Source organism: Sphingomonas sp. CV7422 (assembly GCF_027945725.1).
GTDB classification, from domain to species: domain Bacteria; phylum Pseudomonadota; class Alphaproteobacteria; order Sphingomonadales; family Sphingomonadaceae; genus Sphingomonas; species Sphingomonas kyungheensis.
This window is the reverse complement of record NZ_CP115900.1, coordinates 979,755-1,006,746: the sequence shown is the minus strand read 5'-3', so window position 1 is coordinate 1,006,746 and position 26,992 is coordinate 979,755. Positions and strand designations below refer to the sequence as shown.

Annotated in this window: 36 protein-coding genes; 21 read left to right on the top strand and 15 right to left on the bottom strand. The window is 70.2% G+C overall.

Annotation, left to right across the window (positions count from 1 at the left end):
* Positions 1-14: 14 nt before the first annotated feature.
* The 3 genes from PBN85_RS04925 (at position 15) to PBN85_RS04915 (ending at position 2,481) form a co-directional block, all read left to right on the top strand.
* Positions 15-710 (top strand): DUF4328 domain-containing protein, encoded by a 696-nt coding sequence (locus tag PBN85_RS04925; RefSeq protein WP_271300318.1) that lies wholly within the window; start codon positions 15-17, stop codon positions 708-710.
* Positions 711-903: 193 nt separating this feature from the next.
* On the top strand, positions 904-1,560 hold the full coding sequence (locus tag PBN85_RS04920) for an extensin family protein (protein WP_271300317.1): 657 nt from the start codon (positions 904-906) through the stop codon (positions 1,558-1,560).
* 45 nt (positions 1,561-1,605) lie between these two features.
* On the top strand, positions 1,606-2,481 hold the full coding sequence (locus PBN85_RS04915; protein WP_037534402.1) for a TIGR00730 family Rossman fold protein: 876 nt from the start codon (positions 1,606-1,608) through the stop codon (positions 2,479-2,481).
* A gap of 131 nt (positions 2,482-2,612) precedes the next feature.
* Here the strand turns inward: PBN85_RS04915 and PBN85_RS04910 are convergent, their stop codons facing one another.
* Positions 2,613-3,311 (bottom strand): c-type cytochrome, encoded by a 699-nt coding sequence (locus PBN85_RS04910; RefSeq protein WP_271300316.1) that lies wholly within the window; start codon positions 3,309-3,311, stop codon positions 2,613-2,615.
* A gap of 115 nt (positions 3,312-3,426) precedes the next feature.
* Here PBN85_RS04910 and PBN85_RS04905 point away from each other — a divergent pair, with 115 nt between their 5' ends.
* Positions 3,427-4,317: a prephenate dehydratase gene (locus PBN85_RS04905; RefSeq protein ID WP_037534407.1), complete on the top strand. Its 891-nt coding sequence runs from the start codon at positions 3,427-3,429 to the stop codon at positions 4,315-4,317.
* 268 nt (positions 4,318-4,585) lie between these two features.
* On the opposite strand, the gene PBN85_RS04900 is transcribed toward PBN85_RS04905, so the two are convergent.
* Positions 4,586-5,350 (bottom strand): hypothetical protein, encoded by a 765-nt coding sequence (locus PBN85_RS04900; protein ID WP_037534409.1) that lies wholly within the window; start codon positions 5,348-5,350, stop codon positions 4,586-4,588.
* Between the two features lie 89 nt (positions 5,351-5,439).
* Between PBN85_RS04900 and PBN85_RS04895 the strand changes: the two genes are divergently transcribed.
* Positions 5,440-6,138 (top strand): HAD family hydrolase, encoded by a 699-nt coding sequence (locus tag PBN85_RS04895; RefSeq protein WP_271300315.1) that lies wholly within the window; start codon positions 5,440-5,442, stop codon positions 6,136-6,138.
* A gap of 4 nt (positions 6,139-6,142) precedes the next feature.
* On the opposite strand, the gene PBN85_RS04890 is transcribed toward PBN85_RS04895, so the two are convergent.
* The 9 genes from PBN85_RS04890 to pncB all read right to left on the bottom strand — a co-directional run bounded on the left by PBN85_RS04890 (position 6,143) and on the right by pncB (position 15,519).
* Entirely contained in the window at positions 6,143-6,892 is a 750-nt protein-coding gene (locus tag PBN85_RS04890) for an NTP transferase domain-containing protein (RefSeq protein ID WP_037534723.1), read from the bottom strand.
* Positions 6,889-7,800, bottom strand: a complete 912-nt coding sequence (locus tag PBN85_RS04885) for a hypothetical protein (RefSeq protein ID WP_037534412.1) — start codon at positions 7,798-7,800, stop codon at positions 6,889-6,891. Before PBN85_RS04885 ends, PBN85_RS04890 begins: the two co-directional genes overlap by 4 nt.
* Positions 7,797-8,837 (bottom strand): diacylglycerol/lipid kinase family protein, encoded by a 1,041-nt coding sequence (locus PBN85_RS04880; RefSeq protein WP_271300314.1) that lies wholly within the window; start codon positions 8,835-8,837, stop codon positions 7,797-7,799. Before PBN85_RS04880 ends, PBN85_RS04885 begins: the two co-directional genes overlap by 4 nt.
* A 127-nt stretch (positions 8,838-8,964) precedes the next feature.
* On the bottom strand, positions 8,965-10,308 hold the full coding sequence (locus tag PBN85_RS04875) for a lipopolysaccharide biosynthesis protein (RefSeq protein ID WP_271300313.1): 1,344 nt from the start codon (positions 10,306-10,308) through the stop codon (positions 8,965-8,967).
* Positions 10,305-11,426, bottom strand: a complete 1,122-nt coding sequence (locus PBN85_RS04870; protein WP_271300312.1) for a CDP-alcohol phosphatidyltransferase family protein — start codon at positions 11,424-11,426, stop codon at positions 10,305-10,307. The genes PBN85_RS04875 and PBN85_RS04870 overlap by 4 nt, the downstream gene beginning before the upstream one ends.
* A gap of 32 nt (positions 11,427-11,458) precedes the next feature.
* Positions 11,459-12,568: a hypothetical protein gene (locus tag PBN85_RS04865; protein ID WP_271300311.1), complete on the bottom strand. Its 1,110-nt coding sequence runs from the start codon at positions 12,566-12,568 to the stop codon at positions 11,459-11,461.
* Complete coding sequence (locus PBN85_RS04860) at positions 12,565-13,275, bottom strand: phosphocholine cytidylyltransferase family protein (RefSeq protein WP_037534418.1); 711 nt, start codon at positions 13,273-13,275, stop codon at positions 12,565-12,567. The genes PBN85_RS04865 and PBN85_RS04860 overlap by 4 nt, the downstream gene beginning before the upstream one ends.
* 37 nt (positions 13,276-13,312) lie before the next feature.
* Positions 13,313-14,218 (bottom strand): NAD(P)-dependent oxidoreductase, encoded by a 906-nt coding sequence (locus PBN85_RS04855; protein ID WP_271300310.1) that lies wholly within the window; start codon positions 14,216-14,218, stop codon positions 13,313-13,315.
* Complete coding sequence (gene pncB, locus PBN85_RS04850) at positions 14,215-15,519, bottom strand: nicotinate phosphoribosyltransferase (protein ID WP_037534422.1); 1,305 nt, start codon at positions 15,517-15,519, stop codon at positions 14,215-14,217. The genes PBN85_RS04855 and pncB overlap by 4 nt, the downstream gene beginning before the upstream one ends.
* A gap of 93 nt (positions 15,520-15,612) precedes the next feature.
* Between pncB and PBN85_RS04845 the strand changes: the two genes are divergently transcribed.
* From PBN85_RS04845 to PBN85_RS04810, 8 genes are all read left to right on the top strand, one after another.
* A complete protein-coding gene (locus PBN85_RS04845; protein WP_271300309.1) occupies positions 15,613-16,320 on the top strand; it encodes a FadR/GntR family transcriptional regulator in 708 nt (235 codons plus the stop codon).
* A 113-nt stretch (positions 16,321-16,433) separates the two neighbouring features.
* Complete coding sequence (gene pth, locus PBN85_RS04840; RefSeq protein WP_037534426.1) at positions 16,434-17,003, top strand: aminoacyl-tRNA hydrolase; 570 nt, start codon at positions 16,434-16,436, stop codon at positions 17,001-17,003.
* On the top strand, positions 17,000-17,602 hold the full coding sequence (locus PBN85_RS04835) for a TIGR02466 family protein (RefSeq protein ID WP_037534427.1): 603 nt from the start codon (positions 17,000-17,002) through the stop codon (positions 17,600-17,602). Before pth ends, PBN85_RS04835 begins: the two co-directional genes overlap by 4 nt.
* Before the next feature lie 228 nt (positions 17,603-17,830).
* Positions 17,831-18,151 carry a hypothetical protein gene (locus tag PBN85_RS04830; protein WP_037534429.1) on the top strand — a complete coding sequence of 107 codons (321 nt, stop codon included), beginning with the start codon at positions 17,831-17,833 and terminating at the stop codon, positions 18,149-18,151.
* A 45-nt stretch (positions 18,152-18,196) separates the two neighbouring features.
* Positions 18,197-18,337 (top strand): hypothetical protein, encoded by a 141-nt coding sequence (locus PBN85_RS04825; protein WP_271300308.1) that lies wholly within the window; start codon positions 18,197-18,199, stop codon positions 18,335-18,337.
* Between the two features lie 85 nt (positions 18,338-18,422).
* Positions 18,423-18,728, top strand: a complete 306-nt coding sequence (locus PBN85_RS04820) for a glycine zipper 2TM domain-containing protein (protein ID WP_037534430.1) — start codon at positions 18,423-18,425, stop codon at positions 18,726-18,728.
* 94 nt (positions 18,729-18,822) lie between these two features.
* Positions 18,823-19,248, top strand: a complete 426-nt coding sequence (locus tag PBN85_RS04815) for an OsmC family protein (protein WP_271300307.1) — start codon at positions 18,823-18,825, stop codon at positions 19,246-19,248.
* Positions 19,249-19,343: 95 nt separating this feature from the next.
* Complete coding sequence (locus tag PBN85_RS04810) at positions 19,344-19,718, top strand: hypothetical protein (RefSeq protein ID WP_271300306.1); 375 nt, start codon at positions 19,344-19,346, stop codon at positions 19,716-19,718.
* A 7-nt stretch (positions 19,719-19,725) separates the two neighbouring features.
* On the opposite strand, the gene PBN85_RS04805 is transcribed toward PBN85_RS04810, so the two are convergent.
* On the bottom strand, positions 19,726-19,947 hold the full coding sequence (locus PBN85_RS04805; protein WP_271300305.1) for a hypothetical protein: 222 nt from the start codon (positions 19,945-19,947) through the stop codon (positions 19,726-19,728).
* A 109-nt stretch (positions 19,948-20,056) separates the two neighbouring features.
* On the opposite strand from PBN85_RS04805, the gene PBN85_RS04800 reads away from it, so the two are divergent.
* The 8 genes from PBN85_RS04800 to PBN85_RS04765 all read left to right on the top strand — a co-directional run bounded on the left by PBN85_RS04800 (position 20,057) and on the right by PBN85_RS04765 (position 25,735).
* A complete protein-coding gene (locus tag PBN85_RS04800; RefSeq protein WP_271300304.1) occupies positions 20,057-20,773 on the top strand; it encodes a hypothetical protein in 717 nt (238 codons plus the stop codon).
* Between the two features lie 128 nt (positions 20,774-20,901).
* Positions 20,902-21,978, top strand: a complete 1,077-nt coding sequence (locus PBN85_RS04795) for an extracellular catalytic domain type 1 short-chain-length polyhydroxyalkanoate depolymerase (protein ID WP_271300303.1) — start codon at positions 20,902-20,904, stop codon at positions 21,976-21,978.
* 57 nt (positions 21,979-22,035) lie between these two features.
* Positions 22,036-22,425, top strand: a complete 390-nt coding sequence (crcB, locus tag PBN85_RS04790) for a fluoride efflux transporter CrcB (RefSeq protein WP_271300302.1) — start codon at positions 22,036-22,038, stop codon at positions 22,423-22,425.
* Positions 22,422-23,549, top strand: coding sequence for an RluA family pseudouridine synthase (locus PBN85_RS04785; protein WP_037534444.1), 1,128 nt, complete (start codon positions 22,422-22,424; stop codon positions 23,547-23,549). The genes crcB and PBN85_RS04785 overlap by 4 nt, the downstream gene beginning before the upstream one ends.
* Positions 23,549-24,136 carry an FMN-binding negative transcriptional regulator gene (locus PBN85_RS04780; RefSeq protein WP_271300301.1) on the top strand — a complete coding sequence of 196 codons (588 nt, stop codon included), beginning with the start codon at positions 23,549-23,551 and terminating at the stop codon, positions 24,134-24,136. The genes PBN85_RS04785 and PBN85_RS04780 overlap by 1 nt, the downstream gene beginning before the upstream one ends.
* Before the next feature lie 41 nt (positions 24,137-24,177).
* Positions 24,178-24,831 (top strand): HAD-IA family hydrolase, encoded by a 654-nt coding sequence (locus PBN85_RS04775; protein ID WP_271300300.1) that lies wholly within the window; start codon positions 24,178-24,180, stop codon positions 24,829-24,831.
* Positions 24,828-25,046, top strand: a complete 219-nt coding sequence (locus PBN85_RS04770) for a hypothetical protein (protein ID WP_271300299.1) — start codon at positions 24,828-24,830, stop codon at positions 25,044-25,046. Before PBN85_RS04775 ends, PBN85_RS04770 begins: the two co-directional genes overlap by 4 nt.
* Entirely contained in the window at positions 25,043-25,735 is a 693-nt protein-coding gene (locus tag PBN85_RS04765) for an ATP12 family chaperone protein (protein WP_271300298.1), read from the top strand. The genes PBN85_RS04770 and PBN85_RS04765 overlap by 4 nt, the downstream gene beginning before the upstream one ends.
* Here PBN85_RS04765 and gmk read toward each other — a convergent pair.
* The 3 genes from gmk to PBN85_RS04750 form a co-directional block, all read right to left on the bottom strand.
* The gene (gmk, locus tag PBN85_RS04760) at positions 25,719-26,375 is read right to left on the bottom strand and encodes a guanylate kinase (RefSeq protein ID WP_271300297.1); all 657 of its coding nucleotides are present in this window, start codon (positions 26,373-26,375) and stop codon (positions 25,719-25,721) included. The two genes, PBN85_RS04765 and gmk, sit on opposite strands and share 17 nt — an antisense overlap.
* A 99-nt stretch (positions 26,376-26,474) precedes the next feature.
* Complete coding sequence (locus tag PBN85_RS04755; RefSeq protein ID WP_037534453.1) at positions 26,475-26,672, bottom strand: hypothetical protein; 198 nt, start codon at positions 26,670-26,672, stop codon at positions 26,475-26,477.
* Positions 26,669-26,971, bottom strand: coding sequence for a hypothetical protein (locus PBN85_RS04750; RefSeq protein ID WP_333781838.1), 303 nt, complete (start codon positions 26,969-26,971; stop codon positions 26,669-26,671). The genes PBN85_RS04755 and PBN85_RS04750 overlap by 4 nt, the downstream gene beginning before the upstream one ends.
* Between the last annotated feature and the right edge of the window lie 21 nt (positions 26,972-26,992).

Below are 26,992 nucleotides of genomic sequence, written 5' to 3'. Positions count from 1 at the left end.
GACGAGGAAGCGGAATGGGCGTTACCAACCCGAAACGGCGCGATCCCACCACCGCCGGCGGCATCGCCGTGGGGGCGATCTGGCTGTGGACCGTGCTGGTGATGCTCGACGGGATCGGCCGGATCATCGAAATCTGCGCGGTCAGCGGTCTTGGCAAGGGGGCAATCCCCCGATGGGCGTTTACGCAGGTCGCGGCCCTGTCGTCCGCCTTGCAGGCGCTGACCGCCGTCGCCTTCGCGCTCGCTGCGCTGGCGGTGCTGCGCTGGGTCTATGTCACCAACCGCAACGCGCATGCCCTCGACGACCGGTTTTCCACCGCGCCGCAGACCAGCCCGGCCTGGGCGGTCGGCTGGTTCTTCGTACCCGTCGCCGGGCTGATCAAGCCGCTCGGCCTGATCAGCGAGACGTGGCGCATCTCCGTCGCGCCCAAGGCGGCGGCGCTGGTCGAGGTGCCCGCCATGCTGCGCTGGTGGTGGGGCCTGTGGCTGGCGAACGGCGTGCTCAGCCTCGTCGGCCTGCGCCAGTACATCGGCGCCACGCTGCAGCATGACCTGCTCACCGCCGACATGCTGCTGCTGGTCAAGGTCGCCGTCGACATCGCGTTGAGCGCGGTCTTCTCCGTCATCATCCTGCAACTGTCGGCGTTGCAGCGCGTCGCGCTAATCTATCACAGCAACACCGGGTCGCGGCGCTGGGGACGGCGGAGCTGAGCCGCCGATACCGCCGCATGATCCCGACAGCGGTGTGCGAAGGGACCCTCGCGGGGCGGGCCGCTGCGGGCTTTTTCCATCAGGGCGGCACCGTCCTGTCTGTTCACCCTGCTCGCTACCCGCGTCATCGCAAGACTGTCGGCACGCCAAACCGCGCTCTTGGCGGCGCAGCGCGGCGCTGTAGACGGGGACGATGATCCCATGCCCTGACCGGCGGGCGCTGGCGCTCGGCCTCGTCCTCCTGCTTGCCGCCTGCGGGCGCGCCGAACGTCCGGCGCCGCCGCGCGATTCGATCGCCACCGTCTCCTCCCGCCAGACCGCGCAATGCCTCGCCGATCTGCGCAACATGGACGTCAGCTACAAGACGCTGCCCGACAAGGATTTCGGCAATGGCTGCGGCCTGTCGGGCGCGGTCCAGCTGATCGACATCGGCGTACCCGTCACCGGCATCACCGCGATCCGCTGCGGCGAGGCGCGCGCCCTCTCCGGCTGGGTGCGCAACGCGGTCGCCCCCGCCGCCTATCAGATCCTCGGCAGCGAGCTGGCCAGCGTGCAGAGCATGGGCAGCTATGCCTGCCGCAACGTCGTCGGCACGCGGCGCGGCGGCGACCGGCGGTCGGGCCATGCCATCGCCAATGCGATCGACGTCGGCGGGGTGACGCTGAAGGACGGGCGGCGGGTGACGATCCTGCGCGACTGGACCTCGCCCGACCCGCAGGTGCAGCGCTTCCTGTCGACGATCCACGCTTCCGCCTGCAAGCGCTTCGGCACGGTGCTGTCGCCCGGCTATAATGCCGCGCATCGCAATCACTTGCATCTGGAGGACGACCGCGCCGGCGTCTGCCGCTGACGATCGGGCGTTGAGCCGTCGGGGGCTTTGCTCTAACGCCCGCGGATGACCGACACACGCCTTCCCGAACGGGTTTTCCCGCGCGCCAGCCAGGATGCCGCGAGCGCCCAGCAAGCCATCTCGACGCCGCAGACCGAGCATCCCGCCTATAAGCTCGCCTTCCAGGACATGGACTTCCTGCTGCGCGAGGATCTGCGCCCGGTGCGCTTCCAGCTCGAGCTGCTCAAGCCCGAATTGCTGCTCGAGGAGGCGCAGATCGCCTCGACCTTCGTCATGTACGGCTCGGCCCGCATCCCCGAGCCCGCCAAGGCGCAGGCGATGCTCGAACTGGCGAGCGACGACGTGTCGCGCGGCATCGCCGAACGGCTCGTCGCCAAGAGCAAATATTACGAGGTCGCGCGCGAACTGGCGCAGATCGCCAGCCGCGTGCCGCGTGACCAGCGCGGGATGCGCCAGTTCGTCGTCTGCTCGGGCGGCGGGCCGTCGATCATGGAGGCGGCCAATCGCGGCGCGGCGGATGTCGGCGCGGAATCGATCGGCCTCAACATCGTGCTGCCGCACGAACAGGCGCCCAATCCCTATGTGACGCCGTCGCTCAGTTTCCAGTTCCACTATTTCGCGCTGCGCAAGATGCACTTCCTGCTGCGCGCGCGGGCGCTCGCCGCCTTCCCCGGCGGTTTCGGCACCTTCGACGAACTGTTCGAGCTGCTGACGCTGATCCAGACCGGCAAGATCAAGCCGATCCCGGTGCTCCTGTTCGGCCGCGAATTCTGGGAGAAGGTGGTCAACTTCCAGGCGCTGGTCGACGAGGGCGTGGTCAGCCAGCGCGACCTCGGCATCTTCACCTATGTCGAGACCGCCGAAGAGGCGTGGGACGTGGTGCGGGAATTCTACGAGGAGCAGGCGAAGAAGGAGGGGTGAGCACCTCTTTCACGACCGGCTCGCCCTGCCCTCACCCCGCGCCGGCTTCGCCGTCTTCCCCCTCTCCCAGCGGGAGAAGGGGTAAGGCGCGCAGCGCCGCAGGGTAAGGCCAGGGGCGAGACGCCCGAGGCTTACTTCCCCGCCTTCGCGCCTTCCTTGGCGGCGTTGGGGTCGATCGACGGCGCGCCCGATGCCGGCGTGCCGGTGTTGGCGAGATTGTTGACCGCATCGGTGTTGGTCACCGAATCCTTGCCCTCCGGCGCCTTGGCGTCCGGCTTGGCCGGCGCGGCACCGGCGGCGGGCGCGGCGGGCAGCGGCAGGTTCGAACCCTGCGAGTTGAGATAGGCGATGACGTTGGCGCGATCCTGCGGATTGCCGAGGCCGGCGAAGGTCATCTTGGTACCCGGCGCGAATTTGCGCGGCGATGTCAGCCACGCGTTCATCTTGTCGAAGTCCCAGTTACCGCCGACGCCCTTCAGCGCGTCGGAGAAGGCGAAGCCGCCCTTGCCCTGGCCGATCGGCTCACCCAGCGTCGCATAGAGATTGGGGCCGATGCCGTTCGCGCCGCCCTGCGTCGCGGTATGGCAGGCGGCGCATTTCTTGAAGACTTCCGCGCCCTTGGCGACGTCCGCCGTCGGCAGCAAGGTCGCGATCGGCACCTCGGCGGCACCGCCGCCCGCGCCGCCCTCGGCCTCGACGCCCTCGATCGCATAGCCGAGCTTTTCGGGGCGCTCGCTGTGGAAGGCCATGCCGCCGACGATCGACAGACCGAGCGCAACCCCGCAGGCTGCCAGAGTCCACCCGGCGATCGTGTTGATGCGGTTATCCATCTGCCTAACGCTGCCCCTATGTTCTGCTCTGCGCCATGAACCCATAGGAAACGGCGAACCCCTCCGCAAGCGCGCGCTTGCTGCCGCCCGCCGCCCGCTCTACCGCCGCCGGTCGATGGAGACCTACGCCGCCCCCGCCCGCCCGATCGTCGCCGCGATGACCGCCGCCGCCGCCGCCCGACCCGACCGCGCCGTCGCCTTTCAGGGCGCACCCGGCGCGAACAGCCATGTCGCGGTGATGCAAGCCTTTCCGGACGGCCTGCCGCTGCCCTGCTTCACCTTCGAAGATGCGATCGACGCGGTCCGCGACGGCCGCGCCGACTGCGCGATGATCCCGATCGAGAATTCGCTGCACGGCCGCGTCGCCGACATCCACTTCCTGCTGCCGGAATCGGGGCTGGTGATCACCGGCGAACATTTCCTGCCGATCCGCCACGCGCTGATGGGCAGCGGCGCTCGCGACGCGGTGCGGGAGGCGATGAGCCACCCGCAGGCACTCGGCCAGTGCCGGCACTGGTTGAAGGCGCACGGCATCCACCAGGTCTCCTACCCCGATACCGCAGGCGCCGCCGCCTTCGTCGCGGAGCGGCGCGATCCCGCCATCGCCGCGCTTGCCCCGCCGGGCGCGGCGGCGTTGTACGGGCTCAACCTGCTTGCGGTCGACATCGCCGATGCGGATCACAACACCACGCGCTTCGTCGTGCTGGCGCGCGGCGGCAAGCCGCCGGCGGGCGACGGGCCGTGGATGACGACGCTGATCTTCGAGGTGAAGAACGTCCCAGCCGCACTCTACAAGGCGATGGGCGGCTTCGCGACCAACGGCGTCAACATGACCAAGCTGGAAAGCTACCAGCGGTCGGGCTCGTTCGCGGCGACCGAATTCTACGCCGATGTCGAGGGCAAGCCCGGCGATCCCGCCTTCGACCGCGCGATGGAGGAACTCGGCTTCCATTCCAAATGGCTGCGCCTGCTCGGCACCTATCGCCGCGCGCGCGAGCGGGGGTAACGACGGCGATTTGCAGCGACGCTCTGCCAAGCACCATCTGAAACGATCCAATCCCTCCGCGCCTCCGCGCCTCCGCGTGAACCATCCGCCGGCTGCCCACCCGCTGGCGGAACCTACATCACGCGAAGACGCTAAGAAATTCGGTTCACGCGGAGGCGCGGAGGCGCGGAGGGGGTGTGCAGAAGGGCAGATTGTGCGCTGTAACCGGTCGAAGAGGAAGATAGGGCTGCACCCTTATGCAGCGACTCCGCGTGCAAGCCACTTCCGATCACTTGGTGAAGCTGATCCGGATGCGCACCCAGGCGCCGACCTGCGGCGTGCCGTTGATCCGCGGCGGGCGGACCTTGAATTGCCACGCCGCCTCGCGGATCGCGCGGGCGAGGCCCGATCCGGGCTGCGAATCGCCGAGCTGGACGCAATCCTCCACCGCATATCGGGCAGCGGTGCGGCACGCGATTTCCGCCCAGGCACCCTTGGGGACGTTGGGCGGCAGATAGGGCGACAGTTGCGACTGCGCCGGCTCGACATACCATTCGGCATTGTACAGCCGCTGGCCGCCCGGGCCCGTCCCCGCCGCGGCGCTCGAATCGCCGGCATCGCCGTCGCCCGCGCCGTCCGCCGCGGCGAGTTGCTTGCCGGCGCTGCCGCCCGATTTGCGCGACGGCATCTTGCCGACGTCGGAGGCGGCGAAATCATTCTTGTTGAGCACCAGATAGCCCGGGAACGGCGTATCGACCGGCGGCGGTACGGAGGCATCGGGCGCCGGCGTCTTGGGCGCGGCGGGCGGCTCGGGCGCGGTGCGGCGACTCGCCTTGGCGGCGGCGCGCGCGGGCGCCTTCTCGCTCTTCGTCGCGGTCGATTCGGCGTCGCCGACCGGCAGCATGTTGACGGTGAGCGAGCGGCCCGGCTCCTTGGTCTGGTCGAGCACCGGGGCAAGCCGCCAGAGCAGAAAGGCGATGAGCAGATGCGCGAGGATCGTCAGCGTCAGCGAGATCGCCCGGCGACGGTCCGACGAAGGCTGATAGGACCGCATGGAAGCTCGCGCGTAGCGCGCAGGCGAATGTCCTGCAACAGCTTCTACACTGCCACGCGCTTGCCACCTTCGCTTGTCATCGCCGCGTCATGGCTCCGACAGATTCCCCCGCATCACCGCGCCGGCGGATCGCGATCTACGATCTCGATCGCACGATCACCCGCGCGCCGACCTGGACGCCGTTCCTGCTCCACGCGGTGCTGCGCCATGCGCCGTGGCGGCTGACGGCGCTGCCGCTGGTGCTCGGCGCGGCGGGGCTGCGCGCGGCCGGACTGCTCCACCGGGATCGGCTGAAGCAGGTGATGCATCGCGCGGCGCTCGGTACATTGTCGCCGGCGCGCGCCGAGGCGCTGGCGGCGGCATGGGTCGCGCGCTTCGGCCCGGCGCAGATCCGCCCCGGCGCGCGCGCGCAGATCGCCGCGGATCGCGCCGCCGGCTTTCGCATCGTCATCGCCACCGCCGCCTATCGCTTCTATGCCAAGGCAATCGCGCAGGCGGTCGATGCCGATGCGCTGATCGCCACCCGCACCGCGACCGATACGCGCGGCAACCTGCTGCCGCGGATCGAGGGGGGCAATTGCTACGGCCCCGCCAAGCTCGCGATGATCGAGGCCTGGTTCGCCGAACAGGGCATCGACCGCGCGCAGGCGGAGGTGCGCTGCTATTCGGATCACGTCACCGACGTGCCGAGCCTCGCCTGGGCGGATGCGGCGGTGGCGGTCAATCCGCATGCCGCCCTGCGCCGCGTCGCCGAGCAGCGTGGCTGGGCAGTCGTCGACTGGGGCTGACGGCTCAGCCGCGCGCGACCAGCGTCCGGACGAGATCGAGATCGGCGGGTGTGTCGACATCCACCGCGGCGAGCCCGTGTCGCGCCGCCACCGCCGCGGCGCGCACGCCGACCTGCGCGCCGAGCCGCGCCAGCGCCGCGTCGAGCGTCAATCGCCCGGTGACATAGCGCAGCAGCGTCGCCGGGCCGAGCCGCCGGACGATCCGCCACGGCCGCTTGCGGTCCTGCTCCACCGCCATCCACAGCTGCAGCGCCGCTGCGGCCGCCGGGGTCTGGAGCAGGAAGAGGTTGCAGCCCGACCAGCCACCGTCGGCGAAGCGCAGATAGGTGCGCCGGGTCGGCGGCGCATCGCGGACGATCAGCGCGCGCCGGGCGAGCAGCGCGGCAACGTCCGCGTCGGCGGGCGTGTCGGCGCGGAAGTCGGCGATCCACTCGGGCCGCAGCAACGCATGATCCGCGGTGGTGACGAGCAGCGGCGCGCCGAGCGCCTCCAGCCCGAGCAACGTGCTGCGGCTCGGCCCGGCGGCGGCGTCGATCGGTTCGGCATCAAGCCGCAGCGCCTCGGCACGGACCGCCGGGGCGTTGGCGGAAACCGCGATCCGCGCCGCTCCCGCCGCGCGCAAGGCCCCGATCACCCGCGCGAGCATCGTTTCGCCGTCGATGACGATCAGCGCCTTGTCGCTGACCCCGGCATAAGCGGCGAGCGGATCGACGCCGCCGCGCGATCCGGCGAGCACCAGCGCGTTGAAGCTCATGCCCGCGCCTGCCACACCCGCCACATCACGCCCGGCGCGGCGAGGATCGGATGACGCTCGCGCCAGCGGGTCAGCGGCAGGTCGACGCCCGTGTGACGACGCAGCTTCCACAGGCCATAGGCCCCCGCGCCTTCGAAGGTGAAGGCCGCCTTGACCAGCCGCGCGACGTTGAGCCACTTGCCGAGCCGCTGGCGCAGCCACCAGGCGGCGAGCGTCGCGCGCACGTCGCGTTCGGCGACGATCGGCGCATAGTCGCCACCCTGTCGGCGATGGCCGATCCCGGCGCCCTGCCAGGCGAGCGGCAGCAGCCGGTCGAAGCGTTCGGGTACGAAGGCGAGGATCTGCCGCTCGCGCCCCGGCGCCTCGACGCGCAGCTCGGCGGAATAGGTCTGGCGGAACAGCGCGAGCCAGAAATCCGCCGGGGCGCCATGCTGCGGCCCCAGCACCGCGGCGAAGCGCGCCGCGGTCGCCGTGGCATAAGCGACGGCGCGGACGACGCGGTCGCGCACCCGCGCATCGGCCGCCCAGATCAGCGCCGCGGGTTGCGCGAAGCGCGTCCAGATCGTCGTGTCGACGCTCCGCCCCTCGACCGCGCGGCAGAAGATGTCGAGCGGCAGCGTCGCCACCTTGGCGCGGATCATGATGCCGTCGACCTCGACCTCGTGGAAGCTGACGTCGGGCCATAACGTGCGCGTCGCCAGCGTGCGCAGGCCCCAGCCGCGCAGGCGCGGCGTCAGGACGTAGAAATCGAGCACGCCGTCGAGATCGCCGGTCCGCAGCACCGATCCGTAGAACAGCACCGCGACGCCGCCGAGCCGCCGCGTCACCGCCTCCGCCGCGGCGGCCACGGGGGCGCTGACCGCCGCGTCGAGCTCGTCGGCGACGAACGACAGCAGCGTCTGCGTCACGCGGCGGCGAACCGGATCGGCTCTCCCGCGCGCAGGGTCAGCTCGCCGCCCTCGTAAAGTTCGCCGTCGAGGATGAAGCCCTCGCCGGCGGTGACGTGCATGACGGCCGGGTCGCTGCGCGTGAAATCCTGCGCCACCGCCTTGCTGCCCCGCGTGCCGTTGAGGATCGCGGGGAGGATGCGGAGCAGATGCCGCGGCGGCGCCTCGACGGTGAGCAGCTTGAGGCCGGGGCGCGGGCGGCCGAACGGCTTGATGCCGAGCGGCAGGCGTTCGAGCGTCGAGCAGAGCAGCAGGTAGAGCTGCCGCGTCGCCGGGGTCGCGCCGTCCTCGCCGAGGCGGATAGTCGTACCGCGCCGCCACACATTGCCGGCGCCGCCGAACAGCGTCTGCGCCATGCTCCAGCCGAGCGACAGCGCCACCGCGATGCCGTTGAACGCGCCGACGCGATGCGTGCTCTGCGCGAGTTCGGTGGCGCGGACGAAGCCGCCCATGCCGAACAGGAAGCCACGCGCCGCCGGGCACGGATCGTCGCCGCGCAGCACCTCGATCGGGGCGCGCGTGACAAAGCGTCCGGCCCGCGCCGCGGCGATCGCGTCGCGCACCGTCCAGTCCTGCGGGATGCCGAGATCGAGCGCCAGCGCGTTGGTCTTGCCCGAGGGGATAATCGCCATCGCCGGCAGCGTCTCGAACACCCGCGCCGCGGCGGTCAAGACGTCGCGCAACGTGCCGTCGCCGCCGTTGACCACCAGCAGGGCGATGTCGCGCGCCGCATAGTCGCGCAGCGTCGCCTCCAGCGCCTCGAACGTCTCGGGCGCGTCATAGGCGACGTCGGGCCAGTGATCGAGCCGCATGCCGTGCTTGAGGTTGCGATGGCTGCGCCCGTTGGCGATGACGCCGACCAGCAACGGCGCCGATGCGGGCGCGACGGGCGCTCGCTCCGGCCGCGGCAGACAGGCCGGCGCCGAGCGCCGCAACAGCGCCGCGCCGGCCGATCCTATCGCCTGCCCCGTCCACCGTCGTTCGATCCGCGTCGCCAATCTGCAATCCTTGTCATGCAATCTTCACCAAACTGTCACAGACGAAAGGGGCAGGATTACGGCCGTTACGATAAAAAGCTCTGGAACGGTGTGATATTTTCGCTGACGCAGTCGGGACTGGGCCAACTCAGTCGGCGGCGCTTGGTTTCACCCGGAGCAAGCTTTGCGTCGCCAGGCCGAGCAACAGCGCGACGACCAGCGCGTTGACCAGCACCGCGATCGACACGCCGATCACCTCGAGCGACGGGCTCAGCCAGAAGCTGATGCCGAACAGCGCGACGATGCCGACGACGCGCGCGACGAAGGTCGCGCCGATCCGGTTGGCGGCGAGCAGCAACGGCTCGAAGCCGACGGTGACGAGATCGATGCACCCCGCCGCGGCGAGCCACAGCAGGATCGGATAGGCCCGGCCGAACGCCTTGCCGCCCATCAGCGTCAGCACCGGATGGCCGAGCAGCACGACGAGCAGGAAGGCGACCGCACCGACCACCGTCGCCATCAGGAACGAGCGCAGGATCATCCGCCGCACCCGCGCTAGCCCGCCCGCCGCGACCGCGCGGACGATTTCCGGAAAGGCGGCGCGGGCGAGCAGCTGCGACACCTTGGTCAGCGCCTGCGCGAGTTGCAGCGCGAGTCGGAACGCACCCGCCGATGCGGTGCCGACGGTGCCGCCGACGAGCAGCAGCGGGATCTGCTTGCTCGACAGGCCGAGCGACGAACTGGCGTTGGTGGCGAGCGAGAAGCGGACGATGCCGGGATGATCGCGAACGACGTCGCGCACGCCGATGCCGCGCGCGAACAGCAATTTGAGGTCGCCGGTCCGCGCCAGGGCCGCCCAATAGGCCGCGGCGGTCAGCACCTCGGCCAGCCCCCAGGCGATCAGGAAGCCGGTGACGCTCGGCAGCAGCACCGCGGCGGCGACCGCACCGATCAGCCGCATCACCGGCGTCACGCTGTCCGCCGCCGCGGCGAAGGAGAAACGGTCGCGCAGCCGCAGGATGCCGAGCGGGGTCGAGCGGATCGACAGCAGTTGCGCGATGGTGAACAGCATCGTCGCGCGCATATGCACCGGGCGGACGCCGAGCGGCTCGCCCCAGATGCGGATGATCACCGCGGCGAGGATGACGCCGAGGACCGCGCTGCCGAGATCGAGCAGCCCGCACGCCCTGAACAGCCGCGCCAGCCGCGTCTCGCCGCCGGGATCGAGGTGGCCGGTGCCGTAGCGGACGATAATCTGCCACGTCTGGAAGCCGACCACGGTGGCGAGCGCCTGGCTCGCGCCGGTGATCAGCGCGAAGCGGCCGAAGCCCGAGACGCCGAGCGTGCGCGTCACGATCGCCAGATAGACGAGGCTGAGCACGGCGAGCACGCCGCGGCTCGCCAGCATCCAGCCGAGATTGCGCGCGATCGCCCGCATCGGCCCGCCGGGAAACAGCCGCGGCGCATCCGGTCCGGCGTCGTCGGAACTCACGCCAGCCAGCTGACGATCCTCCGCCCGCGCGCCTTCGCCGCCATCGCTTGGACGAGGCGGACGAGATGGACGACGAGCGACAGCATCGTCCACGCCGCGACCGCGATGATGCCCCAATCGGGCCGGCCGATCAGCAGCCCGGCGAACAGGATCACCATATTCGGGTTGCGCCGCGCGGTGACGAGGCGGAAGCGGCTGTCGAACCGCTCCCAGACATGGATGTGCATGCCGAACCGGGCGATGAACGCGCCCTCGATCAGCCGCTGCGCGACATAGCCGAACAGCATCGCCGCGATCACCGCGACGAAGGCATCGTGCGACAGCGGCCGGCCATAGGCCGCGCAGCCCGTCGCCCAGGCCCACCACCAGAAGGGCGGATGGACGAGGTCGACGCCATGGTCCCAGGCATTGCCGAGCGCCGAGGAGGTGATCGTGCAGCGCGCCAGTTTGCCGTCGACGGTGTCGAGCACCATGAAGACGAGGCCGATCGCCAGACCGCTCCAGAACCAGCCGTACCAGAAGGCGACGGTCGCGACGATGCACAGCAGGGAGCCGATCGCGGTCACCTGATTGGGCGAGATGCCGGCACGGGCGCAGCGCCGCGTCAGCCACAGGGCCCATTCCGGCCACAGATATTTAGTGAGCAGGTCGGTGACGCCCTTGTACGCGCCGACATAGCTGGCGCGCTCGATCGCGGGCACGCTCGCCGGGGTCAGCCGCTCGGCGAAGGGACGTTCGCGCTTGCGCAGCGCCTCGTTGAAGATCCCCGCCTCATCCTCGGCCGCGATCACCGCGAGGCCGCCAGGCGCGACCGGCTGATCCGCGCGCATCGCCGCGGCGATCCGGTCGGCGTCCGCCGCCGCGACATGCGCGAGCACCGGCACGCCGTCGCGGGTCAGGATCGTCCCCGGCCGGGCGAGCAGATGCGGCAGCCACGACGGATCGAAGACGAAGGTGAGGTTGGCGAGCAGCACCGCCCCCCCGCCGGCCTCGCCGATGCGCAGGCCGCGCGCCGCGACGATCCGCCGCAGCCGTTCGGCGACCGACATGCCCCAGATCGGCGTCGGATTGTCGCCGACCGGGACGACGGTCGGCAAGGTAGAAGGATCGGGAACCATTTCCGCCGGATAGCGACAGTGTCACGATCCGGCTAGCCGCGCAGCACCGCCAGCACCGCCGCGGCCGCCCGCGCCGGCGCCGCCCCGCTCGTATCGCCGAGCGATTCGGCCGCGAACGCGCGTTGCGCAGCCAGATAGTCGCCATGCCGCGCACCGGCGCGGTCGAGCGCCGGCAACAGCGCGGCGCGCTCAGTCACCACTTCGCCCGCGCGCCACATGTCGTAGCTGGGATCGCCCGCCCAGGCGACGCCGCGCGGGTCGAGGAAGACGCACGGGCGCGGCCGCATCAGATATTCGACGACCTGGCTCGACGTATCGCCGAGATAGAGGTCGGCCGCGGCGGTATAGCTGCCGTCGACCATCGCGAAACTGTCGAGGTCGACGTGGGCGTCGCCGCGTCCTGCCAGCGCCGCGGCGACGTCGCGCACGTCGGGCGCGGTCTCGACCAGCCGCTGGTGCGGTGCGAAGATCAGGTTGAAGCGGCCCGACGCGACGATCTCCTCGACCGCCGCCGCGCCCCAGTCCCACCAGGACGACCGATGCCGCTGCCAGTGCGGCGCATAGAGCAGCTTCGGCCGGTCTGCCGCAAAGCGCAGCGCCGCGCCCTGCCGCCGGTCGAAGCCCGCCTTGATATAGCCGGTGACGGCGATCGCCGCGGGATCGACGCCATGCGCCGCCAGCGCCGCACGCTCGCGCTCCGCGGCGACGATGGTCAGCCGCGCCGCCTTGCGCCGGCGGTCGTCGCGATTCATCATCGATCCGGCGCCGTGGAGGATGTTGACGTAGCGGCTGGGCACCGGCAGCAGCGCCGGAATCCACAGGCTGGTCTGTTCGGCGGAGACGACGACGCGCGTGCGCCACAGCCGCGGCGCGAGCCGGGCGAGCAGCGGCAGCTTGGCGGGCAGCGGCGGATTGCGCCCGGCCGGCCAGTCGCCGAGATCGCGGAAGCCCGGCGCGCGGCGGATGCGCAGCCCCGGCGCCGGACCAAGCCACTCGCCGAGCAACGCCTCGTGCATCGACGTCGCCACCCAGCAATCGACGCGCAGATCGGGCGCCGCCGCGCGCAACGCCTCCACCACCGGATAGAGGTGCGGGATCAGCAGCGTCTCGCCGAGGAACAGGAAGGCGACATCGGCGCTCATCCGCCGCGCCCGGTCCAGGCGGCGATATCGGCGGGGCGGTCGATCTCCTGCCACGCCCCCTCGCCCGCGACGATCGCGCGGACCGGCGCATAGCCGGCAAGCTCGGCGATCACCGCATGATGGAAGGCGTCGATCCCGTCGGGCCGGGCGATGACGCGTTCGAGCGCCTGCGCATAGGCGTCGCCGCCGTGCGAGACGATCACGCCCAGAGAGCGATGCGTCGCGACGTCGAGCGCCAGATCCTTGGCGACCGCGCAGATGCCGCCATTGGCGACGGTGACGAGCATGTCGTCCGGCTCCGCCTCGCCGAGCCGCTCGACGAGCAGTCCGACCCCCTCGCCCGGCGCCGCCAGCGCCGCGGCGAGCAGATCGGCGGCGAAGACGGTATCGCCGTTGAGCAGGCAGAAGGGCGCATCGAGCTGGTCGCGCGCCATCCACACGCTGCCGATGCTGCTCGCCACCGCCCAGAAGGGGTTGAATACCAGCCGGACCGGCAGCGGCGGCCGCGCCTGCGCGAGATGCGCACCGATCTGGCGATAGCGATAGCCGCCGACGATCACCGCCCGCTCGACCCCCGCGGCGTGCAACGCGTCGAGCTGATGGTCGAGGATCGAGCGCCCGCCGACCTCGACCAGGCATTTGGGGATTTCGCGGGTCAGCGGCAACAACCGCGAACCGATGCCCGCACTGAGGATCACAGCTTGCATCGGACCGCCTGTAGCGGCCTGCAAGCGTCCAGCCAAATCAGTCGATTAGACCCGGCGGCCGGTCTCCGGCAAAATGCGCGTCGAGATTGGCGACGACCATCGCCGCCATCGCGCCGCGCGCCGCGACGGTCGCCGAGCCCTGATGCGGCGACAGGACGACATCGTCCCGGTGCAGCGCGGCGGGCACCGTCGGCTCGTCGGCGAAGACGTCGAGGCCGGCGCCGGCGATCCTCCCCTCGGCGAGCGCGGCGATCAGCGCATCCTGATCGACCAGCGCCCCGCGCGCGACGTTGACCAGGATGCCGTCCCGCCCGAGCGCGGCGAGCACCGCGGCATCGACCGCATGATGCGTCTCGCGACCGGCCGCGGCGGCGAGGAACAGCACGTCGCTCTCCGCCGCCAGCGTCGTAAGATCGGCGACGAAGCGCCACGGCACGTCCTTGGGGCTGCGCGCGGTGTAGATCAGGTCGGCGGCGAAGGGCGCGGCACGCGCGGCGATCGCCCGACCGATCGCGCCGAGCCCGAAGATGCCGATCCGCCGCCCGGTCGCGCGCCGGGCGAGCGGCACGTCCCAGCCGCCGCCGCGCACCTCGCGATCATTGGCGACGATCCGCCGCTCGACCGCCAGCCACAGCCCGATTGCCAGATCGGCGACATCCTCGGTCAGCGTTCCCGCAGTGATCGCAAGGCGGATGCCGCGCGCCGCCAGCGCCGCCTGATCGACGCCGTCATGGCCGACGCCGTGGATCACGACGATCTCCAGCGCCGGCAGCCGCGCGAGCAGCGCCGCATCCACCTGCATCGCCCCGCCCCCGACCAGCGCGCGGACCCGATCGCACGGCGCATCGTCGAGCCCGATATGGGTGGCATATCGCCCGGCGAGCGAGGGCGCGAGCGTATCGGGCAGCGGTGACAGCGCGAGGATGTCGATCGGAGGCGTCATACGTGCACCGCGCTTTCCTTATGCCCGTCCGCGCCGAAGATGCGCAGGTAACGGGCGATCTCGTCCGGTTCGCCGGTCGCCTTGGCGGGATTGTCGGATAGTTTGACCGCCGGGCGGCCGTCGGCGCGCGTCACCTTGGCGACGAGCGAGATCGGTTCGAGCCCCGCCGCGCCATCGGGGTCGCAGCCGCGGAAGTCGTTGGTCAGATTGGTGCCCCAGCCGAAGCTCATCCGCACCCGGCCGTGGAAATGGCGATAGACGCGCTCGATACTGTCGACATCCATGCCGTCGGAGAAGATCAGCAGCTTGTCGCGCGGGTCCTGGCCGTGCGCCTGCCACCAGGCGATGATCTGCTCGCCCGCGGGAATCGGCGGCGCGCTGTCGGGGCGGAAGCCGGTCCAGTTCGCCACCCAGTCGGGAGCATCGCGCAGGAAGGCGGTGGTGCCGAAGGCGTCGGGCAGCACGACGCGCAGATTGCCGTCGTAATGCGCCTGCCATTCCTGCAGCACGCGATAGGGCGCGGCCGCGACGCCGGCATCGTCGTCGGCGAGCGCGGCCATCACCATCGGCAGCTCGTGCGCGTTGGTGCCGATCGCCTCCAGATCATTGTCCATCGCGAGCAGCACGTTGGACGAGCCGATGAAGCGGCTGCCCAACCCCTCCTTCAACGCCTCGACGCACCAGCGCTGCCACAGGAAGCCGTGGCGGCGGCGCGTGCCGAAATCGGAGATCACCAGATCGGGCAGCGCGCGCAACCGCTCGACCTTCTCCCACAATTTCGCCTTGGCGCGGGCATAGAGGACGTCGAGCGCGAACCGGCCCTTGTCGCGCAGCGCGGCGCGTGCGCGCAGTTCGTTGACGATCGCCAGCGCGGGGATCTCCCACATCGTCGTATGCGTCCACGGCCCGTCGAAGGTCAGCTCGAACTGGCCGTCGACGCGGTGCAGATGGTAGGGCGGCAGCTGGAAATCGCCCAGCCACTGGATGAAGTCGGGCGCGAACATGCGCTGCTTGCCGTAGAAGCTGTTGCCGGCGAGCCAGATCAGCTCCTTCTTGGCAAAGCGGACGGTGCGGGCGTGATCGAGCTGCGCGCGCAGCTCCGCCTCGTCGATCACCTCGGCGAGTCGCACGCCGGTGCTGCGGTTGATCAGCCGGAAGGTCGCCTGCGTATCGCTGTGCAGATGCCGGATCATCTGCAGCATCAGCAATTTGTAGAAATCGGTGTCGAGCAGGCTGCGCACGATCGGATCGAGGCGCCAATTGTGATCCCAGGTGCGCGTGGCGATGTCGGTAACGGCCATGGCGGATGCGCTAGCCCGGATGCCGGGACGCGCCAAGGCTTCCCAAGCGGCGACGGGACGCTTAACGCTTGTCAGACATAGAAGGGAGAACGCATGGTCAAGGGTGAACGGCGCGAACCCGCGCACAGTTTGATCGCCCGCGACCTCGGCATCGCCATCGTCACCGGACAGTATCCGCCCGGCAGCGTCATCCCCGGCGAGATCGACATCGCCGGCCGGCGCGGCGTGTCGCGCAGCGTGGTGCGGGAATCGCTGCGCATGCTCTCCGCCAAGGGGCTGGTCGAAAGCCGGCCCAAGTCCGGCACGCGGGTACGCGAGCGCAGCCTGTGGAATCTGCTCGACCCCGACGTCCTCGCCTGGATGTTCGAGGGCGAACCGCCCGCCGCCTTCGTGCGCAGCCTGTTCCAGCTGCGCATGATCGTCGAGCCCGCCGCCGCCGAACTCGCCGCGCGCTACCGCAGCGCCGGTCAGCTGGCGCGGATGGACGAGGCGCTGCTGCGGATGGCGTCGCTCGGGCTCGACACCGCCGAGGGCCAGGCCGCCGACCAGTGTTTCCACAACGTCATCCTCGAAGCGACCGACAACGAACTGCTGGTCAGCCTGTCGGGCAGCATCGGTTCGGCGGTGCGCTGGACGACGATCTTCAAGTTCCGCGACCGCCGCCGCCCGCGCGATTCGATGCCGCAGCACCGCCGGCTGTTCGATGCGATCGCCGCCAGCGATCCCGCCGCCGCGCGCGACGCCACCATCGTGCTGCTGCAACAGGCGCATGAGGATACCGAGCGGCTGCTGCGTGCCTGATGACGGTGCCGGCCCGCTCCCCCGCCGCCGCGACACGCGGCAGCCTTGCCGAACGCACGGATGACGCGGGCGACGGCCTCGCTTAAGAGGCCGCCAGCGAAGAAGGATTTCCCATGCAGATCTGGGCCGGGCTCGGCAATCCGGGGCCGCAATATGCGATGCACCGCCACAATGTCGGCTTCATGGCGATCGACCTGATCGCCGACATGCACGGCTTCGCGCCGGTCCGGAAGCAGTTCCAGGGCTGGACGCAGGAAGGCCGCGTCGGCAACCAGAAGGTGCTGCTGCTCAAGCCCGCCACCTTCATGAATGACAGCGGCCGCGCGATCGGCGAGGCGTTGCGCTTCTACAAGCTCGAACCCGACGCGCTCACCGTCTTCCACGACGAGCTCGATCTCGCGCCGTTCAAGGTCAAGGTGAAGCGCGGCGGCGGCACCGCCGGGCACAACGGGCTGCGCTCGACCGACCAGCATCTCGGCCCCGAGTTCCGGCGGGTGCGGATCGGCATCGGCCATCCCGGCCACAAGGATCGCGTCACCGGCTATGTCCTCGGCAATTACGCCAAGGCGGAGCTCGATCCGCTCGCCGACATGCTCGGCGCGATCGGTGCGGAGGCGCCGTGGCTCGCCGCGGGTGACGACGTCCGCTTCATGAACGATGTCGCGATGCGGCTCGCGGCATGACCGTCCGCTCGCTCTTCGCCACGCGCTTCTACGAGGACGATCTCGGCGATGCCGCGCTGCTCGCCGAACTCGAGGAGGCGTGCCACGATCTCGCACGCGAGGATCGCGCCGGCGTCGCCTGGTCGAAGGCGCATGGCTATCGCGGCTATACCTCCTATGCCTCGCTCAACGATCTGCCGGCGCGCGATCCGCGCTTCGCCGATCTTGTCCGGCTGCTCAACAAGCATGTCGCGCGCTTTGCCGAAGCCTGTGCCTTCGACCTCGGCGGGCGGCGGCTCAAGCTCGACAGCCTGTGGGTCAACGTGCTCAAGCCGGGCGGCACGCATTCGGGCCATATCCATCCGCACAGCGCGGTGAGCGGCACGCTCTATATCGCGACGCCGCCGGGCGCCGGCGCGCTCAAGCTCGAGGACCCGCGGCTGGCGATGATGATGGCGGCACCGACCCGCCGCGCCGACGCGGGTGAGGATCACGCCACCTTCGTCTATGCCGCACCGCAGCCGGGCAGCGTCTTCCTGTGGGAAAGCTGGCTGCGGCACGAGGTGGTCGCCAATGCCGCCAAGGGCGAACGGATCAGCATCAGCTTCAACTATCGCTAGGGTCGGGGGACTGTCCGCCAGCGGATAGGACTCCACGCGGCGTCGCGCCCGCCGCGTCAGCGGCATCTCCTCTCCGACCAAGGAATCGGAAGGACCTCCCCGCAAGCCACATCTCCGCGCCTCCGCGTGAACCCTTTTCAATTCCGAACCGCCGCGGTCCACCGAAGCAGCCGTCACGCCTTTGCCGCAATCCCTCGGCAGCATCGCCGTCGTCGGGAGGCGATCGGGATGCGGCTGGCGGTGATGATGGCGTTGCAGAGCCTGCCGGTCGCGGGTCCGCCCCTGCCCGCCGACATGCGCCCGGTCGCGCCCGCGACGGCGGCGGTGCCGTGCGGGACGGAGGATGCACGGGGTGATATCGTCGTCTGCGGGCGCGACCGCACCGCCGACCGGCTCCCCCGGCTCGATCCGACGCGCTACGCCGAACGGCCGATCCGCGCCCGCACGACGATCGGCACGGTCGACATGGCGGCACAGGCCGAACAGGGCACGATGCCCGACGGCAAGAGCGCACCGCGGGCGATGCTGCACTTCAAGACGAAGTTCTAGGCCGCCCTCATCCGTCGTTCATCACCGGCCGCTACGTCCGGACGGATGCGTATTACCAAAGGCCAGATCGGGCTCGCCGCCGTCATCCTGCTCGCACCGGGCGGCTTCGTCCTCGGCGCGGCGCTGCTCGCCGACCGCTATCGCAAGCGGCGCACGGCGGAGGCCGATACCGAAATCGTTTCCTGAACGGAACGTTGTTTCAGGTTCATGCAACCGCGCCTAACAGGATGACGTTGTTGCAACATGATTTTCGAACCACGGGAGTAGTAGAATGCGGAGTTTGATGCTGGCGATGGGCTGTGCGGCAATGGTGGTCCCGGCGACGATGGCGATCCCCGTCTCCAAGGCGGATGCCCAGCGCCACAAGTATCGCGAATGGCGCGACGATCGCGGCCGTCTGCGCTGCAAGAAGCCCGACGGCACCACCGGCGCGGTGGTCGGCGCGGTCGGCGGTGCGCTGCTCGGCCGCACGATCGACACGCGCGGCGACCGCACGGTCGGCACGCTCGGCGGCGCGGTAGCGGGTGGTCTGCTCGGTCGTGAGATCGACCGCGGCGGCAAGCGTCGCTGCCGCTAAGCCGCAGCTAATTCGATCGGCAGGGGCGTCGCGGGGCAACTCGCGGCGCCCCTTCTGCGTATCGCAACCGGACTTTCCCAATTGGAGACAGAAGATGGTGTCGCGCAGCGCTTCGGCGAGCTACGAAGGCCTTGGCAAAGAAGGCAAGGGCAAGATCTCGACGCAATCGGGTATCCTGTCCGACGCGCAATATGGTTTCAACACCCGGTTCGAGGATGGCCCCGGCACCAACCCCGAGGAGCTGATCGCCGCCGCCCATGCCGGTTGCTTCACGATGGCGCTCGCCTTCGCGCTCGCCGGCGCCGGCCATAGCCAGGGCAATCTCAAGACCGACGCCAAGGTGACGCTCGACAAGGATGGCGACGGCTTCACCATCACCAAGTCCGCGCTGACGCTGACCGGTCATGTCGAGGGCCTCGGCCGCGCCGAATTCGAGCGTATCGCCAATGAGGCGAAGGCGGGCTGCCCGGTGTCGAAGGTGCTCGACTGCGACATTACGCTCGACACGACCTTCGGCTGAGCCGGGCTCTCCCGGCCGCGACCGCGGCCGGGGGACCATTGTCGACCGATCCGACCGACGGTATACGATCGGCCATCCGCCACAGGGATGGTCCGATGCGTCCGTTGATCCTCGCCGCCGTCGGTTTCGCGGCCCTGCCCGGAGTCGATGAAGCACTTGCCCTGTCGCGCGGACAGGTGCGCGACGGCGATACGATCATCCTATACCCGTTGCGGGCGCACACGCTGGCCGACAATGATCCGCGCGGCGACCTGCGCGCGCATCGCGGCGATTATCTCGATCACGACAGCCGCGACGACGATCCCCGCGCCGATCTGCGCGCGCGTCACGGCGACCGCCATGACACCGCCGATGATCTGCGCCGCGACCGACGCGCCGCTCTCCGCGATCGGCCGCAGACGGTGACGCCCGAAGACGAGGCGGCAGCGGCGGTCGAGACCGAGCCCGTCGCCCCACCCGACGAGGGTTAGACCAGCGTCAGAAGATCCCGCCGCCCAGGCTCAGCCGGATCGCGAAGATCACGATCAGCACGAGGTTGAGGTTGCGTCCGCCGTTGGACGAGGACAATGCGCCGACCGCCGCGCCGACGATGCCGATCGGGATGACGATCCAGTTCATCCAGCCGAGCAGCGGAATGAAGGCGACCAACCCAAGCGTCAGCGTGACCAGACCGAGGGCGATGGAGACGATGTTGAGCATGGCGACGATATGGCTGCCGTCCCCGCACGGGACAAGCCACCGCCGCGTGACGTTCTGTTAACCGCACATGCCGGTGGCGCCTTAACCGCTGCTGCGCCATGACAAGGGGGTGACCGCCCGCCCCGCCCTCCTCCTGCTGACGCTCGCGCTGGCGGCGTGCAGCAAGCCGCCCGCCTCGCAGCAGGATCTCGACAGCCTCGACCGCGAGCTGACCGCGGGATCGGGCAATCAGGCCGATCCGACGCTGACCGCGGCGCTGCGCGACCAGATCATGGTCGACCCGGCGCTGACGCAAAGCGCCAACACCAACGTCGTCCGGCCGCCGAGCCGCCCCGATCCGCTGTCGGCGCCGCCCGAGCCGGTCGTCCCGACCAGCGACCACGTCGCCGCCGCCGACCTCAAGCCGACCCCCACCGCCGGACGCGACTGCCCGCGATGCCGGGCCGCCGACGGCGCCCTGACGCTCGGCGAACTCGCCAAGCGCCAGTCGGCGGGACAGGCGGCCTGTGCGCAGCGTGTCACCTATTCGGCGGGCTGGGCGAACCGGCTGCCCGCGGCGGTGCCGCTCTACCCCGATGCGCGGGTACGCGAGGCGGCGGGCAACGATGCCTGCGGCCTGCGCGTCGTCAGCTTCACCAGCAGCGCCCCGGTCGGGCGCATCCTCGACTGGTACAATGCGCGCGTCAGCCGCGCCGGCTATAGCGTCGACCATCAGGCCTCGGGCGCGCAACACGTGCTCGGCGGCACGCGCGGCGACTCGGCCTATGTCGTCTACGCCAGCGCCGCGCCCGGCGGCGGCAGCGAAATCGACCTGATCGTCCGCTGAGCGTCGCAGGAAAGGCAGTCGCCGCGGGAAGATACGGCGGCTTCCTTGCTATCGCTGACGCCCACGCCATATTGTGCATTGCAGCATCACACGTCGGGTGGCGATCCTGTCCCTTTCGGAGTGCGCGCATGCGTCGTTTGTCAGACACGATCGCCCGGCTCGCCGCCGAGCAGGCGCAACGGATGCCGTCGTCCGACGGGGTCGACCGGCTGGGCGACCGCACCGGCTTCGGCCGCAATCCCGGCAACCTGCGCGCGCGCGTCTATGTGCCGGCGACGGTGCCCGCCCGCCCGGCGCTCGTCGTCGTCTTGCACGGCTGCACGCAGACCGCCGCCGGCTATGATGCCGGATCGGGCTGGTCGCAGCTCGCCGATGCGCAGGGCTTCGTGCTGCTCTTCCCGGAACAGCAGCGCGCCAACAATCCCAATCTCTGCTTCAACTGGTTCGCGCCCGAGGATGTCAGCCACGATCACGGCGAGGCGTTTTCGATCCGCGAGATGATCGCCGCGGTCAGCGCGGATCATGATGTCGATCCGGCACGGGTGTTCGTCACCGGCCTGTCGGCGGGCGGCGCGATGGCGGCGGTGATGCTCGCCACCTATCCCGAGCTGTTCGCCGGCGGCGCGATCCTCGGCGGCCTGCCCTATGGCACCGCTTCGGGGGTGATGCAGGCGCTCGAACGGATGCGCGGGCAGAACATGCCCGACGCCGCCGCGCTCGGCCGGCTCGCGCATCAGGCATCGCGGCACGGCGGCGGCTGGCCGACGCTGTCGGTCTGGCACGGCGATGCCGACGCCACCGTCGATCCGGTCAATGCCGAGGCGCTGCTGACGCAATGGCGCGCGCTGCACGACCTGTCCGCCGAACCGGCGATCCGCACCAGCGAAGGCCAGCGCGCCTATCGCGGCTGGCGCGACGCCGGCGGGCGGCTGGTGCTGGAGGATCATCGCATCCACGGCATGGGCCATGGCACGCCGATCGCCGCGCACGGACCGGAGGCGTGCGGCATGCCCGCGCCGTTCATGCTCGACGTCGGCATTTCGTCGACGCGCCGGATCGCCGCCTTCTGGGGTCTCGCCCCTGCCCTTTCGACCGGCGAGGCGCGCCCGAGGCTGACCCGGGTCACGCCTCCCACTCCGCAGCGCGCGGGGGGTGTGGCCGGCGTCATCAACGACGCCTTGCGCGCCGCCGGGCTGCTGCGCTGACCGGCGCGCCAACGCCCCGCATTCCCTTGGCTTGAATAGTCCTCTAGGGCTGGCACCATGCCTCTTCTGTTCGTCATGATCGGCGGCGCCCTCGGGTCTGCCGCACGATATCTCACCGGCCGCGCCGCGCTCGCCGTCTTCGGGCCGGCGTTTCCGGCCGGCACGCTCGCGGTCAATCTGATCGGCGGGCTGCTGATGGGCGTGCTGACCGCGATCCTCGCCCGCGCTGGCGGCAGCGCCGAATCGTGGCGATTGTTCATCGGCGTCGGCGTGCTCGGCGGCTTCACCACCTTCTCGAGCTTCAGCCTCGACGTGGTGACGATGATCGAGCGCGGGGCGATCGGCCCGGCGCTCGGCTATGCCCTCGTCTCGGTGATCGGATCGATCGTCGCGCTGTTCGCCGGCCTTGCCCTGACGCGCGCCGTGCTCGGCGGAGCGGCGGCATGAGCGAGGGCAAGACCGAAGGGCGCGACGGCGTCCGCCAGTATAACGTCGGCTATGACGACGACGGCATCCGGCTCGATCGCTGGTTCAAGCGTCATCTGCCCGAGACGAGCTTCACCACCGTCGCCAAATGGGCGCGCACCGGCCAGCTGCGCGTCGACGGCGCGCGCGCGACGCCCGGTGACCGGATCAAGGCGGGCCAGACGCTGCGCGTGCCGCCGCCCGAACCGGCGATCGCCGATACCGCCGACGCCCCCCGCCCCAAGCGCGAGCGGCCGCCGCTCAGCGACGACCAGATCGCCTATGCGCGCGAGATGGTGATCCACAAGGATCTCCAGGCGCTGGTGATCAACAAGCCGCCCGGCCTTGCGACGCAGGGCGGCACCAAGACCTCCGAACATGTCGACGGCCTGCTCGACGCGCTGCAATATGAGGCGGAGGGCCGCCCCAAGCTCGTCCACCGGCTCGACAAGGATACGTCGGGCGCGCTGCTCGTGGCACGGACGACGCGCGCCGCCGGCTTCTTCGCCAAGGCCTTCTCGGGCCGCACCGCGCGCAAGGTCTATTGGGCGCTGGTGGTCGGCGTACCCTCGATCGACGACGGCATGGTCGATCTGCCGATCGGCAAGCAGCCCGGCACCGGCGGCGAGAAGATGCACGTCGACGAGGAGAACGGCCAGGCGGCGCGCAGCCGCTATCGCGTCATCGAACGCGCCGGCAATCGCTGCGCCTGGGTCGAGCTGCAACCCTTCACCGGGCGCACGCACCAGTTGCGCGTCCATATGGCGGCGATCGGCCATCCGATCGTCGGCGACGGTAAATATGGCGGCGCCGCGGCCTTCCTCACCGGTGGGGTCAGCCGCAAGATGCACCTCCACTCGCGCCGCATCCGCGTCGACCATCCCGACGGCGGCAGCATCGACGAAACTGCCGCGCTGCCGACGCATTTCGCGGAGAGCCTGGCGACGCTCGGCTTCGACGAGGCGAAGGGCGATGCGATGCCGTTCGAGGAGCCGAAGAAGGGCCCGCCCCCCAAGGCCGTGCTGAAGCAGCGCGCCAAGGCGCACGCCAAGACGATGCGCAAGGAACATCGCGGCGAACGCCGGCGCCGCGGCAGCAAGGATTGATGCATCCCAACCCCGTGTTCCGCGCCGATGCAGCCCTGGCGCTGGATGCGGCGGAGCAGATCGGCTTTGCGCACGTCTTCGCGGCGACCGAAGACGGGCCGATGGTGGTGCACGCGCCGATCACCCGGCATGGCGACGCGGTCCGCTTCCATGTCGCCCGCGCCAACCGGATCACCCGGCATCTCGATAAGGCGCACGTGGTCCTCAGCCTGATCGAGACGCACGGCTATATTAGCCCGAACTGGTATCAGCCGCCCGGCGATCAGGTGCCGACGTGGAATTTCGTCGCCGTGGAAATCGAAGGTATCGCCCGGACGAACGGCGCCCCTGACCTCATCGCCCATCTCGATCGACTCGCCACAATACACGAGCCGCAGGACGAGCCATGGCACCGCGACAAGATGGACCCGGCCGCCTTCGAACGGCTGCTCAAGGGTATCCGCGGGTTCGATGTCACCATCACCGCGGTGCGCGGCACCACCAAGCTCAGCCAGAACAAGCCGGCCGCCGATCGTGCCGGCGTTGTCGCCGGATTGCGCCGGATCGGCAGCACGGCACTGGCGGATCGCATGGCTGGCGAGGGTTGACGCCCCTTTCGCCGACCCGCCGCCACCGCTAGGGCAAGCCCATGACACATCTTGCCGTGTTCGATTGCGACGGGACGTTGGTCGACAGTCAGGCCAATATCTGTCTCGCGATGGAAACCGCCTTCGCCATCGCCAAACTGCCGCCGCCGCCGCGCGCCGAGATCCGCCGGATCGTCGGGCTGAGCCTGGTCGAGGCGGTGCGGGCGCTGGTGCCGCAGGCGGACGACGCCGACCACCGCCGGATCGCGGCGGATTACAAGGACGCCTTCTTCGAGCTGCGGACCAGCGGCCGGATGGCCGAAGAGCCGCTGTTCGAGGGGATTGTCGAGGTGCTCGATACGCTGCGCGCGCGCGGCTGGCGGCTCGGCGTCGCCACCGGCAAATCGGATCGCGGGCTCGCCCATATCCTCGCCCACCATGGCCTGTCCGACCATTTCGTGACGCTGCAGACGGCGGACCGGCACCCGTCCAAACCCGATCCGGCGATGCTGCTCGCCGCCATCGCCGAGGCGGGGGCGGCACCCGACGATTGCGCGATGATCGGCGACACCAGCTTCGACATGGCGATGGCCAAGGCGGCGGGCGCCCGCGCGGTCGGCGTCGCCTGGGGCTATCACGACGTCCACGATCTGGTCCGCGGCGGTGCGCAGGTCGTCGCGTCGCGGACGCAGGCGCTGCTGGAGATCCTCGCATGAGCCGCGACGATACACAGGCACGCAACCGCTGGCTGGCGATCGTCGGCAGCCGGATCGCCGGCAGCCTCGGCGCGGTGTTCGGGCTGGTGCTGGCGGTGCGCGCGCACGACTGGCCCAGCAAGCTGCTCGGCGTCGCGATCACGCTGTCGGCGCTGGCGGTGATCGCGATCGTGCCGGCGAGCCTGGCGCAGCGCTGGCGGACGCCGCGCTCGTGAAGCGATTCTGGAAGGAGGTCGGCGTCGATGCCGATCGCGTCGTCACGCTCGACGGGCGGCCGGTGCGCACGCCGGGGCGGACGCCGCTTGCCCTGCCGACGCCGGCGCTCGCCGCGCTGGTCGCCGACGAATGGCGTGCGGTCGGCGAGACGATCGATCCGCGCGCGATGCCGCTGACCGGGCTCGCCAATGCGGCGATCGACCGGATCGCCCCCGCCCCCGCCGCCTTCGCCGCGGGCCTCGCCGCTTATGCCGACAGCGACCTGCTCTATTATCGCGCCGAATCGCCCGAGGCGCTGGTCGCGCGGCAGCGGGCGGCGTGGGATCCGTGGCTCGACTGGGCGCGCGCCCGCTATGACGTGCATTTCGAGACGGTGAGCGGCGTCATGCCGCGGGCGCAGCCAGCGGCGACGCTGGCGCGGCTCGGCGAGGCGGTCGCGGCGGGCGATCCGTTCACGCTCGCCGGCCTGTCGCCGGTGGTGACGATCACCGGATCGCTGGTGCTCGCGCTCGCGCTGCTCGACCGGGCCGGCGATGCCGACACCCTGTGGGCGGCGGCGCAGGTCGACCAGACGTTCCAGGCCGAACAATGGGGCGAGGATGTGCTCGCCGCGCAGGCGCTCGCCAACGCCCGCCGCGATTATGACGCGGCGGTGGCGTTCTTGACCGCGCTCAGGACGTGCGGGTGAGCTTGCGGATGAAGCCGATCAGCCCGGTCTGACGCGAGCGCTTGAGCCGCTCGGCGGCAAGGATCGTCTTCACCCCCTGGAAGCATTGCTCGACATCGTCGTTGACCAGCACATAGTCATAGCCGTCCCAGTGGCTGACCTCGTTCGCCGCGCGCGCCATCCGCGCCTCGATCACCGCGCTGCTGTCGGTGGCGCGGTTGGTCAGCCGTGCGCGCAACTCTTCCATCGACGGCGGGAAGATGAAGACGCGGACGACGTCGCCACCGGCGATCTGGAACAGCTGCTGCGCGCCCTGCCAGTCGATGTCGAACAAGACGTCCTTGCCGGCGGCGAGCATCGCCTCGACCTGCGCGCGCGGCGTACCGTAGCGATGGTCGAAGACATGCGCCCATTCGAGGAACTCGTCCGCCGCGACCATGCGGCGGAATTCCTCGAGATCGACGAAATGATAGTCCTTGCCGTCGACCTCACCGGGCCGCATCGCCCGCGTCGTCGCCGAGACCGACATCGCCAGTTCGGGTTCGTCGGCGAGCAATTTGCGCGCGATGGTGGATTTGCCAGCGCCGGACGGCGAGGACAGCACGAACAACACGCCGCGACGGCGGAAGTGGTGCGGATCGGCGGGGTGTGACGACGGCATGCGCGCTAGTGGCGTCTGCCGGGGGCAGGCGTCAAGCGCGCGACCGTTGAAAAGTCACGGAAGGTCACGGCTCCCGCGCGGCGGCGGGAGCCGGAGGGGTCAGGCGCCGCGCGATTGACGGCGGCGATCATAGGCCTTCTTGGCGACGTAGCCGCCGCCGATCAGCATACCGAGCGGACCCATGCGGCGCATCGCGCCCATGGTCAGCGCGCCGATCGCGGCGCCCTTCAGCCCGCCGCCGCCCTCGCGACGGTCCATCTCGCGTCCGACGAGCGCACCGATAATCCTGCCGATCATTCTACCTCTCCGAAAATCCGGTCTTTGAGTTCCGCCGCGCCGCGCAACACCGCCCAGCCGACCGCATAGGTGACGACGAGCGGTGCGACGACCTTGAGGACGTTCGCGGTCACCGCACCGATGATCGCGCCATCGGCGACGCCGTCGTCATCGCCGGACAGCGAATCGATCGCCGCGCCGATCAGCGCGCCGGTGGTGGTGGTGCTCACGAGCGTCCCCTCTTGACGTTGCGGAAAAGCAAGCGCGCGAGTCGAAGGGAAGTTCCTCGTTTCGGGTCCGGTCCGGTACGAATAGGCCATCACGCCGCCGATACGCCTCGC